Origin of the sequence: Pseudomonas chaetocerotis, from assembly GCF_015712105.2 — a bacterium.
Lineage (GTDB): Bacteria > Pseudomonadota > Gammaproteobacteria > Pseudomonadales > Pseudomonadaceae > Aquipseudomonas > Aquipseudomonas chaetocerotis.
The window spans coordinates 112,909-125,828 of sequence record NZ_JACFYX020000011.1; the positions used below are offsets into that span (position 1 = coordinate 112,909).

Consider the following 12,920-nt stretch of genomic DNA (forward strand, 5'->3'; position numbering starts at 1 on the left):
CAAGCAGAACCACGTCGGGTGGCCCGCGTCGAGTTCGACTCGCAGCGGAAGGCCCGGCGGACTGCTTCGGCAGTCACAGGTGGCGCGGTATCACAAGTACAGCGCCGAATGCGCAATACCTAAACGAAGACGGTAGACAAGCATGAATCTTCACGAGTATCAGGGTAAGCAGCTGTTCGCTGAATACGGCCTGCCCGTATCCAAGGGCTTCGCGGTAGACACCCCGGAAGAAGCCGCAGAAGCCTGCGAAAAAATCGGCGGCAGCGAGTGGGTCGTCAAGGCTCAGGTCCACGCGGGTGGCCGCGGTAAAGCCGGTGGCGTAAAGCTGGTCAAGAGCAAAGAAGACGCCAAGGCCTTCGCCGCCAACTGGCTGGGCAAGCGTCTGGTGACTTACCAGACTGACGCCAATGGTCAGCCGGTCAGCAAAATCCTGGTCGAATCCTGCACCGACATCGCCAAGGAACTGTACCTGGGCGCTGTAGTGGACCGCTCCAGCCGTCGCATCGTGTTCATGGCTTCCACCGAAGGTGGCGTGGACATCGAGAAAGTGGCCCACGAAACCCCTGAGAAAATCCTCAAGGCCACCGTTGATCCGCTGGTCGGCGCTCAGCCGTACCAGGGTCGCGAGCTGGCTTTCCAGCTGGGTCTGGAAGGCAAGCAAGTCGCTCAGTTCGCCAAGATCTTCGTAGGTCTGGCCAAGCTGTTCAAGGATCACGATCTGGCTCTGCTGGAAGTCAACCCGCTGGTCATCAAGGCCGACGGCGACCTGCACTGCCTGGACGCGAAGATCAACATCGACGCTAACGCCATGTACCGTCAGCCGAAGCTGAAGACCTTCCACGACCCGTCGCAAGACGATCCTCGTGAAGCCCACGCTGCCAGCTTCGAGCTGAACTACGTGGCCCTGGAAGGCAACATCGGCTGCATGGTCAACGGTGCCGGCCTGGCCATGGGTACCATGGACATCGTCAACCTGCACGGCGGCAAGCCAGCCAACTTCCTCGACGTCGGTGGCGGCGCAACCAAAGAGCGCGTGACCGAAGCCTTCAAGATCATCCTGTCCGACAGCAACGTGGCTGCCGTTCTGGTGAATATCTTCGGCGGCATCGTTCGTTGCGACATGATTGCCGAAGGCATCATCGGCGCCGTGAAAGAAGTCGGCGTGAAGATCCCGGTGGTCGTCCGCCTGGAAGGTAACAACGCTGAGCTGGGCGCCAAAGTCCTGGCAGAAAGCGGCCTGAACATCATCGCGGCAACCAGCCTGACCGACGCTGCTCAGCAAGTCGTCAAAGCTGCGGAGGGCAAGTAATGAGCGTCCTGATCAATAAAGACACCAAAGTCATCTGCCAGGGCTTCACTGGCTCGCAGGGTACTTTCCACTCCGAACAAGCCATCGCCTACGGCACCAAGATGGTTGGCGGCGTGACGCCGGGCAAAGGTGGCACTACCCACCTGGGCCTGCCAGTGTTCAACACTGTCAAAGAAGCTGTCGAAGCCACCGGCGCTGACGCTTCGGTCATCTACGTTCCGGCTCCGTTCTGCAAAGACTCGATCCTGGAAGCTGCATTCGGCGGCATCAAGCTGATCGTCTGCATCACCGAAGGCATTCCTACCCTGGACATGCTGGATGCCAAGGTCATCTGCGACGAGTTGGGCGTACGCCTGATCGGCCCGAACTGCCCGGGCGTGATCACTCCCGGCGAGTGCAAGATCGGCATCATGCCAGGTCACATCCACCTGCCAGGCAAGGTAGGCATCGTGTCGCGTTCCGGCACCCTGACCTATGAAGCCGTTAAGCAGACCACCGACGCCGGTTTCGGCCAGTCCACCTGCGTGGGCATCGGTGGTGACCCCATCCCGGGCTCCAACTTCATCGATATCCTGAAACTGTTCCAGGAAGATCCGAAGACCGAAGCGATCGTCATGATCGGTGAGATCGGCGGTTCGGCTGAAGAAGAAGCGGCTGCCTACATCAAGGCCAACGTCACCAAGCCTGTAGTGTCCTACATCGCTGGTGTGACCGCTCCTCCCGGCAAGCGCATGGGCCACGCTGGCGCCATCATTTCCGGCGGCAAGGGCACTGCAGACGAGAAGTTCGCTGCACTGCAGGACGCTGGTGTGAAAACCGTGCGTTCCCTGGCTGACATCGGCAAGGCCCTGGCCGAGCTGACCGGTTGGGAAGTCAAGAAGGCTTAAGCCTTCGCTGACTGCTCTAAAAAAGGCCACCTTCGGGTGGCCTTTTTTGTTTTTGAGCGCGTGCGTATCTAGCGACACGTATCCTCTGACGCCTTATCCCACAAGCGGGGCGGGGGCCTCAGACCGGGCATTGGATGTGCACATGCGCCACCAGCCTCAATCGAACTGATATTGCACGCCCGCGCCGACATACCAGGCGCGCTCCGGGCCGGGTTCGTAGTAGCGGCCGTTGCCGTCACCGACGATCACCGACCCGATGTACTCGCGATCCAGCAGGTTGTCGATGCGCAGCACCTGGTTGAAGGTAAGCGCACCGGCCTTCTGCTCAAAGCGTGCCTGCCAGTTGAACAGTGCATGGCTGGGCGCCGTCTTGGCGGTATTGCTGTCCTCGACGTAGAGCTTGCTGCGGTAGAGGCCTTCGACGGTGGTGCTGAAACCCTCGAGCGGTTGCCAGGCCAGTTCGCCATACAAACTACGCGCGGGAATGCCGGGCAGGTGGTTGCCCGAATCGATCAGGCGGCCGTTGCTGGTGAAATCCTTGCTGTAAGTGGCGTCGATTTCGGTGTAGGCGAGGTTGGCACGCAAGGTGTCGCTCAAGCGGCTTTCCAGTGCCAACTCGACGCCCTGGCGGCGGGTCTGCGCGGCGTTCTGGAAGCGACTACGGCCACCGCTGGCCGACTCCACTACCAGCTCATCATCCGTATCGATCTGGAACAACGCCAGTTGCAGGCTGGTCGCTGGTGCGAGGCGGGCCTTGAGTCCGATTTCAATTTGCTCGCTGGTGGCTGGTTTCAGGTCGAAGCCGAAGCTGTTATCGGGGCCGGAATAGGACAACTCGTTCAGCGTCGGCGTCTCCAGCCCCTTGCCCCAGCTGGCATAGATATTCAGATCTGGCAGCAGGGCGTAACTGGCGCCAAGAGTGGGCGTGAGCTTACGGTAGGTGACCGAGCCGCTGTCGTCGCCATTGCTCAGGAAGCGGTCATCCACGTCGAACTCCACCTGGCTGTGGCGTAGACCCGCCTGCAGGTCGAGTTTGCCCAGTTGCCAGGCTGCCTGGAGGTAGGGCGACAGACTGGTGACTTCGTTGCGCTCGTCGCGGCGCAGATTACCTTTCACCCCCAGGGTAGCGCCGACGAAGTTCTCGTAACCCTGGCGGTCATCGCGCGAATAGTCGTAGTCCAGGCCGGTGGTGATGGTCAACAGACTGCTGCCGAGATTGAACGACTGGATCCAGCGATTACCGATGCCGTGGAAGCGCCGCTCGAAGTCGATCACGCCGCCTGACTGAGACGCCGGTGCCTGCACAAAGACAGGAATCGACTGGTACTGAATTACCCGTCGTGTGCCGCTGTACAGCGTGCTCTGCCAGGTGCCAGCGGCGAAGCTGCGCTCGTAGTTGAGCGCCAGCTGGCGATGATCCACCGTTTTGCGTGTGTTGAACGCCAGGGCGCTGGGCGCGGCGGACCGTCGATTAGCCTGTACCTGATCCCAGGTCAGACCCTGCGGGTCCTGGGTGTCGTTCTGATCCAGTTCGCTGAAGCTCAGGCTGAGCTTGCTGAGGTCATCCGGGTACAGGGTCAGCTTGGCAAAGGTCTTGTCGAGGATGGCGCCGCTGTGGTCGCGGTAACCGTCTGTCTCGAAATGCGAGCGGTTGATGATGAAGCCGGCTCTGTCGTTGCCGCCTTCGGCCGAGACGCGGGTACGGCTGGTGCCGTAAGCGGCCTGGGAGGTGTCGAGCGCGACCTTGGGGGCGCCTTCGCCATCGCGCGAGAACAGCTGGATGACTCCACCGGAGTTGCTGCCGTAGACGCTGGCGAATGGCCCGCGCAGGACCTCGATGCGCTCCAGGGTGTCGAGGTCGAAGGTCGCCGCCTGGCCCTGGCCGTCCGGATTGGACAGCGGCACACCATCAGCCAGCAGCTTGATGCCACGAATACCGAAGGCCGAGCGGGCGCCAAAGCCGCGTGAGGATATTTGCAGGTCCTGCGCATAATTTTGCCGATTCTGCACCACCAGTCCCGGAACGCTGCCGAGTGCTTCGGAGAGGTTGACGCCTGGTTTACCCAGAGTGGCCTGTTCGGCATCGATGCGGTTGACCGAGAAGGGCAGTTGCCAGCCGCTGGCCTGGTAGCGGCTGCCGGTGACTACCAGTGGGTCGACCTGGTAGGTGGCGTTCTCGGCCTGTGTAGCCAGTGGCAGGAACAATGCGGGCAGCCAGAAGCGGGGGCTCAGCCGGTACATAAGCGAAATGTCTCCCTTGAGGCAGGTAGGCGATATTGAACGTGTCAGTCAGCAGCGGACCAGCGCTAGGTGATAGCCATTAGCGGAAATGCTCTACGAAATGTTGCCGAAAGAGGGTTGTCGAACGATTTGGATAGCGCTAACATCCGGATCAAACAATGAGCGGCGCCACCTCGATGGTGCCCATGGAGTGCCCATGCAACAGCAGCCTTGCGCATTGCCTGCCCGTACCACCCTGGTGGTCATGGGGGTCAGTGGCTCCGGCAAGAGCGAGATCAGCCAGGCGGTCGCCACCGCACTCGGTTGGCGCCATATCGAAGCCGATCATTTCCATCCTCCCGAGAACGTAGCGCGCATGCGCGCGGGCATCCCGCTGAGCGACGAAGACCGTCGCCACTGGCTGGACGCGCTGTGCGAGCAGATGCTGGTCGCGCAGGCCGCAGGCGAATGCTTCGTGCTGGCCTGCTCGGCGCTCAAGCATGCTTACCGTGAGCGCCTGCGTCAGGCGGTTCCGGGGTTGCAGTTCGTGCACCTGGATATCGATCACGCCACTGCGGTGCAACGTGTCGGCGCTCGGCCCGGGCATTTCATGCCGACTTCGCTGGTCGACAGCCAGTTCGCCACCCTCGAAAGCCCGGCAGGTGAGCCATACGTACGAGTCGTCGATGCGCAGCAGTCGCGGCAGGTTTTGGTGGCCGATATTCAGGCCTGGGTTCGTCGTGAAGCCACGGAGGCCGTATCGAGCCAGGCCCAGGATATGCTCGACAGTGAAATTGATAGCGCTAACCAAGCAGCCCAGCTAGGCGCCGAACCGATCTATGAGGGTCGCATCGCGCGTATGTTCGATCGCCTGACCGACGGTCTGATGGCGGTGCTGATGGCCTTCATGGTGGTGGCGGTGTTTACCAACGTGGTGCTGCGCTACGCCTTCGGCACCGGCTGGCCGGGCGCCGAGGAGCTTTCGCGGCTGGCGTTCGTCTGGCTGGTCTTCGTCGGTGTGGCCTCTGGTATGCGCCGTGGCGAGCTGATGACCTTCCGCATGATTCGCGACCGCTTCCCGCTGCTGGCACAGCGACTGGTGGACTCGCTGAGCTGGATTCTCGTGGCAGGAGCGAGCCTGCTCTCGGCCTTGGGCGCCTGGAATCAGGTGCAGTTCGGCTGGGGCAACGTCAGCACGGTGGTCGGTTATCCGGTGGTGCTGGCGATGCTGCCGGTGCTGGCGAGCATGCTGGTGCTGGCGATTCTGGCGGGGGTGCAGTTGGTCAACCTCTGGCGGCGTACGCCGCAGGCGACGCTGACCCAGGCGCACGTCGAATGATGCTGGCCCAATTCCAACAAGACGGGCACTGCCCAGCGAGGACCTGTCGATGACTGTCGCGGTATTTCTTTCTTCCCTGCTGGGGTTCATGGCATTCGGCATGCCCATCGCCTTCGCCCTGATCCTCACCGCGGCCGTGCTGATGTGGTACCTGGATTTCTGGGACGTGCAGTTGCTGGCGCAGAACCTGCTCGCCGGTGCTGACAGCTTCCCGCTGCTGGCCGTGCCGTTCTTCATCCTGGCCGGTGAGCTGATGAACGCCGGCGGCATTTCCCGGCGCATCATCGCCATGGCGCAGGCCTACTTTGGTCACCTGCGTGGCGGCCTCGGCTACGTTGCCATTGCGGCCGCCGTGCTGCTGGCCAGCATGTCCGGTTCGGCACTGGCCGATACCGCGGCACTGGCCACCTTGCTGTTGCCGATGATGCGTCAGCGCGGTTATCCGGTGCATTCCTCGGCGGGCCTGGTAGCCGCTGGCGGCATCATCGCGCCGATCATTCCGCCGTCGATGCCGTTCGTGATCTATGGCGTGGTCACCAACACCTCCATCAGCCAGCTGTTCATGGCCGGTCTGGTGCCGGGATTGATCATGGGCGCCGGTCTGATCATTGCCTGGACCCTGATCGCCCGCGGTTTTACCGAGCCAACGCCACCCAAGGCCAGCGCTGTAGAGCGCCGCCGGGTGCTGATCGACGGTGCGGCGGCGCTGATGTTGCCGGTGATCATCGTTGGTGGTCTGCGCTTCGGCATCTTCACCCCTACCGAAGCGGCGGTGGTCGCTGCGGTCTACGCCCTGGCCGTTTCCACCTTGCTCTACCGCGAACTGAGCTGGAACGATCTGATGGAAACCCTGACCCGCGCCAGCCGCACCACGGCGTCGGTGATGTTCCTATGCGCCGCTGCCACGGTATCGGCCTACATGATCACCCTGGCGCAGTTGCCGGACGAGATTGGTGCCATGCTCGGGCCGCTGGCCGAACACCCGCGACTGCTGGTGCTGGCGATCATGCTGCTGATGATCGCGGTAGGCATGGTGCTTGACCTGACGCCGACCATCCTGATTCTGGCGCCGGTACTGGCGCCCATCGCGATCAAGGCCGGTGTCGATCCGGTGTACTTCGGCGTGATGTTCGTGCTGATCGGCTCAATCGGCCTGATCACGCCGCCTGTGGGCACCGTGCTTAACGTCGTCGGCGGTATCGGCAGGTTGCGCATGGAAGTGCTGGTGCGCGGCGTCATGCCGTTCTTCCTGATTTACCTGATCATCGTCGCGATGCTGGTGGCGTTTCCGTCCATCGTCACCGTGCCGCTGGCCTGGCTGCGCTGAGTTGACCTGACGGCGTTGGCGCGCCGACATCATTCACAACAATAAGAGGTAGACCCGATGAAACGTCCACTGCTCGCCATCCTCACCGCTGCCATGCTGTGCAGCCCGCTCGCCAGTTTCACCGCCCATGCCGATGACGTGCGCTCACGCATGATCCGCTTCGGTTACGGCCTCAACGAGAACAGCAATCAGGGCCGTGCGGCCAAGCTGTTCGCCGAGGAGGTCGCCAAGGCCTCCGACGGCAAGCTCAAGGTGCGCACCTTCGGTGCCGCCAGCCTGGGCTCGGACGATCAGATGCAGAGTGCGCTGATTGGCGGCGCGCAGGAAATGATGGTCGGCTCCACCGCAACCCTGGTCGGCATCACCAAGGAAATGGCGGTGTGGGATACGCCTTTCCTGTTCAGCAGTGCCGAGCAGGCCGATGCCGTGCTCGACGGCCCGGTGGGCCGCCAGGTCATGGACAAGCTGGAAGAGAAGGGCCTGGTCGGCCTGGTGTACTGGGAGAACGGCTTCCGCAACCTGACCAACAACACGCGGCCGATCAGCAAGCTGGAGGACTTCTCCGGCGTCAAGCTGCGGGTCATGCCCAATCCGGTATTCCTCGAAACCTTCAAGCTGATGGGCGCCAATGCCGTGCCGCTGCCGTTCTCCGAGCTGTTCACCGCGCTGGAGACCAAGGCCGTCGACGGCCAGGAGAACCCCTTCAACACCATCCTTTCCTCGAAGTTCTACGAGGTGCAGAAGTACCTGACCGTGACCAACCATGTGTACAGCCCGTGGATCGTCACCGTGTCCAAGCGCTGGTGGGATGGTCTGTCGCAGACCGAGCAGAACATCCTGCTGGAGGCGGCCAAGAAGGCGCGTGACTTCGAGCGTAAGGACACCCGCGAGGAAGCAGCCCGTGCCCTGGCCGAGCTGAAAGACAAGGGCATGCAGATCAACGAAGTGGAGCCGACCGAAGTGCAGCGCATGCGTGAGCAGGCCGCGCCGGCGATCCAGAAGGTCGTCGAGACCGTCGGTCAGCAACTGTTCGATCAGGTCCAGACTGAAGCCGAGAAGGCCGCTCTATAAGGGCTTGCCCAGGATCGGCTCGGCCAGTGCGCCGCTGATTCTGAGCAGGTTCGCAGTTTCGCGGGGCACGCAGGTGGTAACGCTCCTTGCATGGTGGCGTTACCCCGGGCGGCGTGTCCCGCGCTTTATTCCCCGGCGGGGCTGGTAGAATCGGCCGCTGAAATCAATGGAGGCGCTATGAGTCAACGCCGTCGCCGGTCCGCAGAACGTGTCACCTTGTCCGATGTGGCCAAGGCCGCGGGCTGTTCGTTGATGTCCGCCTCGCGCGCGCTGTCGCAGCCGGGACGGGTGTCCGATGCGTTGCGCGAGCAGGTGATGCGTGCTGCCCAGGCGCTGGGTTACGTGCCCAACCCGGCAGCGCGGGCATTAGCCAGTTCGCGTTCGAACCTGGTGGCGGTGGTGATTCCGTCGCTGTCGAACTCGGTGTTCGTCGATACCGTGGAGGCCATCCAGCGCGTGCTGATGCCGGCTGGTTTCGAAATGATGATCGGCGTCAGTCATTACCGGGTCGAGGAGGATGAGCGCCTGCTGCGTTCCTATCTGGCGCACCAGCCAGCGGGTCTGCTGCTCACGGGCTTCGAGCGCAGCGATGCTGCGCGCGAGATCCTTGGCGCCAGCAGTTGCCCCTTGGTGACGCTGATGGAACTGAGCGAGGAGCCGGAGGATTACTGCGTCGGCTTTTCTCAGGTCGAGGCCGGCGCCGCGATGACCCGTGCTCTGGTACAGCGTGGTTACCGGCATATTGCCTTCGCCGCTGCGCAGCTTGACCCACGCACCTTGCAGCGTGCAGAAGGCTATCGTCAGGTGATGCGCTACCTCAATCGCCATGACCCGGCGTTGGAATTGCTGACGCCGGAGTTGTCATCCATCGGCTTGGGCGCCGAGTTGCTCGACCGCCTGCTGGCGCAGCAGCCGCAGATTGATGCGGTGTTCTTCAACAACGACGACCTGGCCATGGGGGCGCTGTTTCGCGCACGTCAGCTGGGCCTGGACGTGCCAGGACGCCTGGCCATCGCCGGTTTCAACGATTTGCCTGCTGCGGCCTGGATGCACCCGGCCTTGAGCACCGTGCGTACCACTCGTGGTCGTGTCGGTGAGCTGGCGGCGAACATGCTGCTGGCGCTGATGCGCGGCGAAACGCCGGAGCAGCACTGCATCGACGTCGGCTTCGAACTGGTGATGCGCGACAGCGCCTGAGGTCTACTGCTTCTTGTTGGCCGCCGCCAATTGCTCGGCGGCCTCCAGGCGCAGGCGTTCACGTTCATCGAAGCGCTCTGCAGCCAGCGCCTCGATCGCCGCGCGCTTGTCGCTGCTGCTGAGTCCCTCGTTGACCTGAATCTTCGCCTTGGCAGCGATGTAGTCATCCAGGCGCTTGCGCCAGTCCTGCCGCTGGCTATCCAGTGCCTCCAGGCGCGTGGTGGCTTCGGCGCCTACCAACTGCTGCCGCATCTGGCGGATCTGCGCCGCACTGGCGCCTTCGGCCTGCAGGCGGGCGGTGTGCTGCCGCAGTTCCTGCTGCAGTTGCGGCAGTACGGTGTCCTGCAGCTCTTCAGGCAGAGACGCGCGCAGGCGGTCGACGGCCGCGCCTTTCTCTGCTGCGCTCATTCGGGCGTCGTGCTGGATGGCCAGGCGCTCCAGGGTAAAGCGGTTGTAGCCTTCCTCGCGGGCGAAGAAGGCCTGGTGGGTTTCGCTGTCGAACAGACGCGCGCGCAGCGTCTGTACGGCGCTTTCGCGCTGGCGCATGGCATCCAGATCGACCATTTGCGGCAGGTCGCGCTCCAGCAGCACCAACTCACGCTTGTAGCTCAGGTATTGGTCCAGCAGCGTCTGCGCGTGGGCTCGTGCAGGTTCCTGCAACTGGCTGTCGATGTAGTTGCGCAGGCGCGACACGCTGGCATTCAGGCTTTCCTCGCCGATGCTGGCGAGGAAGTAATCGAAGATGCGGCGGATGTCTTCGCTGATGATCAGATTGCCGCCGGCGTCCACGCGAAAGCTGCCGTCGACTTCGGTGCCGACGAAGGAGCGGGGCAGGGCCAGCGTGGTGGCCTTCTTCCGCGTCTCACCGATAGTCGGCGTTGCGGCCTCGGTAGCCGGCTCCGCTACAGGCTGCGCAGCCAGATCGGCGGGAGAGGTGAGATGAATGGTTCGGTGTGCGGGTTGCAGGTAAAGCATCAGCGCCAGGCCGGCGGCGATCAATAGCGGCAGGACGAACAGGGTTTTCTTCACGGCAGGTTCCAGTAGGGCGTCGGATCGGGATCGCTCCTGATCCGAACCAGGGCTTGGAGCAATACCTGTAGGGTGCGCTGTGCGCACCGGATTGTCGGTAACGCTTGCATTTCGGTGCGCACGGCGCACCCTACGAGGCTTGGCAGTCTAGAGCCCGGCGTTCTTCAGGCGGTTGGCATGCTGGCGGTAGACGGTAACCGGATCGGTCTCGAACAGGCTGGTCAGACCAAATGTCTGGTTGACCTCATCGAGATGGTTCATCCGGTAGTTGTCACGAATCACCTGCCCCATGCGCGAGCTGCAACGGCCGACCAGTCCGTCGTTGGCTTCGTTGCCGAAGGTCAGCGACGAGGCGCCCATCAGCAGGTCGCTCGGGTCGAGCAGGTTGGTCAGCGGGCTGGTCCCACTCCAGGAGTAGTAGCGCACGCCGCCTACGCTGTAGGCACCTTCACCGCAGGCGCTGGTGGGAATGCCCTGTGGGAACTTGGCATTGAAGCGTGCAGCCCCCTCGCTGTTGAGCGACTCCAGCGAGCCCAGTGCATTTTGCGGCGTGGTGCTGGAACTGCCGGAGAGGAAGTTGATCAGCGTCCCCAGACCGTTGACGATGCCCACCAGCAGCGGTGTGGCGACCGGGCCGGCCGGGCCGTCGCTGATGCCTTTGAGGAAGTCGGCGGTGGCCGACCCCTTGTGTGGTGCGCCGACGCTGGTGACCGATGCCACCAGATCCGGGCGTACGGCGGCGACATAGCGGGTGGTTGGGCCGCCATGACTGTGGCCGATCAGGTTGACCTTACCCTTGCCGCTGATGGCGACGATGTCCTCGACCTGCTGCAGCAATTGTTCGCCGCGCGCTTCGGAGGTGTCCAGCTGGCTGACTTCGGTGACGTAGACGCTGGCGCCGTCACGGCGCAGTGCAGCCGGGATGCCATACCAGTAGTCGACACCAAGGATACTGTCGAAGCCGAGCATGCCGTGGCCGAGGACGATGGGGTATTTGGTCTGGGTATAGCCGGATGATCCGAACCAGAATGCCTGGGTCTGGCCGCTGGCGAGCAGGCCGGCGCCGAGGCAGAGGGCGAGCAGGGTTTTATTGTTCTTCATGGGTGCTCTCGATGGGTTTGTTGAGGCAGTCGGCTGCTTCCAGCAATACAGATCGCACCCATCCCTTGGCGCGTAAGGCGCAAGGACGACGGCAGGAAACATGCCATCGTCCTTGCGTTTCTGGCGAACGCTCTATCCAGGCGCCTTCCAGGATTTTCTGGCGACTTGGCGTCGATATCGCCGCGTATTTTCTGTTACGTGCCGAAACGTCGGGTCGCGCCGATGGCCGCAGTTGATCCGGCCAGGCTGGGCGCCCATGGCCAGGAATGGATCTTTTGACCGGATGGAAATGCGCGGATCGAGTGTCGCCCAATCGAAGGTTGGGGTTGAAGTTGGGTGCGCCTTGACAGTGTGCCGTGGGCTTCTCTAGGATGCGCCCTGCGCCGATTTAAACAGCTACTTGCGGGGCGCCACAGGGGGTTGTCATCAACGCCTGAAATTCCGCTAAAGCGCTGGTTCGGTGTCGCCTCTCACCGCTGCCCAGCGGGATTCTCGAGGCGGAGACTCGACCATGATCTGTCCCCAACCCCTTATTCGCCTGGCGCCCATCACATCGGGTCTGCTGCTGCGCAATCCGCGCGTACTGCTGGGCGGTAGCCATCAACCCACCTTGTTGCGCTATCTCGAAGGCTGGCCCAAGCGCTGGGCCGGGTCGCGTGCATTTCGCATCCAGTTCGTGCAGGACGGCGAGTCGCTGAGTCGCTTCGCGCGGGACAGTTTCGACCTGGCGGTGATCCAGGCACCCAGCGCCGAGGACGTGGCACAAACCGTCGGTGAGCTGGTGCGAGTGGCGCGTCAGGGGCTGATCACCCGGTGCTAGGGTGTCGTGGGGCCGTCTAGGCCGAACGCACCAACAACATCCCGTGGTCGCTGGTGTGCAGCGAATGCCTGCTTACCAGCGGTGCGCACGGCGCACCCTAAGCGCCAGGTCTCAGGGATACTCGATCTCGACGATATAGCAGGTCTTCTCACCACTGGGGCTGTGCACCCGCACTTCAGCGTCCAGCCCCTTGCCGACCAGGGCGCGGGCCAGTGGCGAGTCGATGCTGATCAGGCCCTGCTTCAGGTCCAGCTCGTCGGGGCCGACGATGCGGTAGCGCGACTGCTCGCCGTCCTCGTCTTCGATGGTGACCCAGGCGCCGAAGTACACCTTGTTCGGATCGGATGGTTTGTCGCTGACGACCTTGAGCTTCTCCAGGCGCTTGGTGAGAAAGCGCACGCGGCTGTCGATCTCACGCAGCATCTTCTTGCCGTAGGTGTATTCGGCATTCTCCGAGCGATCACCCTGGGCCGCTGCTTCGCTGACTGATTGCGTCACCTGTGGCCTGCGCACATGCCACAACTCATGAAGCTCGGCGCGCAGGCGCGCTTCGCCTTCGGGTGTGATCAGTGGCGTGCCGGCCGGGCGAGGGGGACGATAGCGGCTCATGGTGTCTCTAC

General features: G+C 62.9%; 11 protein-coding genes. 7 read left to right on the top strand and 4 right to left on the bottom strand.

What is annotated here, in order from left to right:
- Positions 1-142 precede the first annotated feature (142 nt).
- Together sucC and sucD are read left to right on the top strand one after the other, a co-directional pair.
- Positions 143-1,309: an ADP-forming succinate--CoA ligase subunit beta gene (gene sucC, locus H3221_RS19295; RefSeq protein ID WP_037051889.1), complete on the top strand. Its 1,167-nt coding sequence runs from the start codon at positions 143-145 to the stop codon at positions 1,307-1,309.
- The gene (sucD, locus tag H3221_RS19300; protein WP_017676776.1) at positions 1,309-2,196 is read left to right on the top strand and encodes a succinate--CoA ligase subunit alpha; all 888 of its coding nucleotides are present in this window, start codon (positions 1,309-1,311) and stop codon (positions 2,194-2,196) included. Before sucC ends, sucD begins: the two co-directional genes overlap by 1 nt.
- Before the next feature lie 156 nt (positions 2,197-2,352).
- Here the strand turns inward: sucD and H3221_RS19305 are convergent, their stop codons facing one another.
- On the bottom strand, positions 2,353-4,437 hold the full coding sequence (locus H3221_RS19305) for a TonB-dependent receptor family protein (RefSeq protein WP_196474842.1): 2,085 nt from the start codon (positions 4,435-4,437) through the stop codon (positions 2,353-2,355).
- Positions 4,438-4,633: 196 nt separating this feature from the next.
- Here H3221_RS19305 and H3221_RS19310 point away from each other — a divergent pair, with 196 nt between their 5' ends.
- From H3221_RS19310 to H3221_RS19325, 4 genes are all read left to right on the top strand, one after another.
- The gene (locus H3221_RS19310; protein ID WP_196474841.1) at positions 4,634-5,755 is read left to right on the top strand and encodes a gluconokinase, GntK/IdnK-type; all 1,122 of its coding nucleotides are present in this window, start codon (positions 4,634-4,636) and stop codon (positions 5,753-5,755) included.
- A 49-nt stretch (positions 5,756-5,804) separates the two neighbouring features.
- On the top strand, positions 5,805-7,082 hold the full coding sequence (locus H3221_RS19315) for a TRAP transporter large permease (protein ID WP_196474840.1): 1,278 nt from the start codon (positions 5,805-5,807) through the stop codon (positions 7,080-7,082).
- 57 nt (positions 7,083-7,139) lie between these two features.
- Entirely contained in the window at positions 7,140-8,153 is a 1,014-nt protein-coding gene (locus H3221_RS19320) for a TRAP transporter substrate-binding protein (protein WP_192980857.1), read from the top strand.
- Positions 8,154-8,330: 177 nt separating this feature from the next.
- Entirely contained in the window at positions 8,331-9,350 is a 1,020-nt protein-coding gene (locus tag H3221_RS19325) for an HTH-type transcriptional regulator GntR (RefSeq protein ID WP_196474839.1), read from the top strand.
- A gap of 3 nt (positions 9,351-9,353) precedes the next feature.
- Here H3221_RS19325 and H3221_RS19330 read toward each other — a convergent pair whose 3' ends face one another.
- Both H3221_RS19330 and H3221_RS19335 read right to left on the bottom strand, forming a co-directional pair.
- Positions 9,354-10,379 (bottom strand): lipase secretion chaperone, encoded by a 1,026-nt coding sequence (locus H3221_RS19330; RefSeq protein ID WP_196474838.1) that lies wholly within the window; start codon positions 10,377-10,379, stop codon positions 9,354-9,356.
- 147 nt (positions 10,380-10,526) lie between these two features.
- Complete coding sequence (locus H3221_RS19335) at positions 10,527-11,480, bottom strand: triacylglycerol lipase (RefSeq protein WP_196474837.1); 954 nt, start codon at positions 11,478-11,480, stop codon at positions 10,527-10,529.
- 511 nt (positions 11,481-11,991) lie between these two features.
- Here H3221_RS19335 and H3221_RS19340 point away from each other — a divergent pair.
- Positions 11,992-12,300 (top strand): class I SAM-dependent methyltransferase, encoded by a 309-nt coding sequence (locus H3221_RS19340; RefSeq protein WP_196474836.1) that lies wholly within the window; start codon positions 11,992-11,994, stop codon positions 12,298-12,300.
- A gap of 111 nt (positions 12,301-12,411) precedes the next feature.
- Here the strand turns inward: H3221_RS19340 and greB are convergent, their stop codons facing one another.
- Complete coding sequence (gene greB / locus H3221_RS19345) at positions 12,412-12,909, bottom strand: transcription elongation factor GreB (protein ID WP_192980854.1); 498 nt, start codon at positions 12,907-12,909, stop codon at positions 12,412-12,414.
- Positions 12,910-12,920: the final 11 nt, after the last annotated feature.

Coding starts and splice junctions, on each gene's coding strand:
- H3221_RS19320 (WP_192980857.1), top strand. CDS start 7,140: ATGAAACGTCCACTGCTCGCCATCCTCACCGCTGCCATGCTGTGCAGC.
- greB (WP_192980854.1), bottom strand. CDS start 12,909: ATGAGCCGCTATCGTCCCCCTCGCCCGGCCGGCACGCCACTGATCACA.
- H3221_RS19325 (WP_196474839.1), top strand. CDS start 8,331: ATGAGTCAACGCCGTCGCCGGTCCGCAGAACGTGTCACCTTGTCCGAT.
- H3221_RS19335 (WP_196474837.1), bottom strand. CDS start 11,480: ATGAAGAACAATAAAACCCTGCTCGCCCTCTGCCTCGGCGCCGGCCTG.
- H3221_RS19310 (WP_196474841.1), top strand. CDS start 4,634: ATGCAACAGCAGCCTTGCGCATTGCCTGCCCGTACCACCCTGGTGGTC.
- sucC (WP_037051889.1), top strand. CDS start 143: ATGAATCTTCACGAGTATCAGGGTAAGCAGCTGTTCGCTGAATACGGC.
- H3221_RS19305 (WP_196474842.1), bottom strand. CDS start 4,437: ATGTACCGGCTGAGCCCCCGCTTCTGGCTGCCCGCATTGTTCCTGCCA.
- H3221_RS19340 (WP_196474836.1), top strand. CDS start 11,992: ATGATCTGTCCCCAACCCCTTATTCGCCTGGCGCCCATCACATCGGGT.
- sucD (WP_017676776.1), top strand. CDS start 1,309: ATGAGCGTCCTGATCAATAAAGACACCAAAGTCATCTGCCAGGGCTTC.
- H3221_RS19315 (WP_196474840.1), top strand. CDS start 5,805: ATGACTGTCGCGGTATTTCTTTCTTCCCTGCTGGGGTTCATGGCATTC.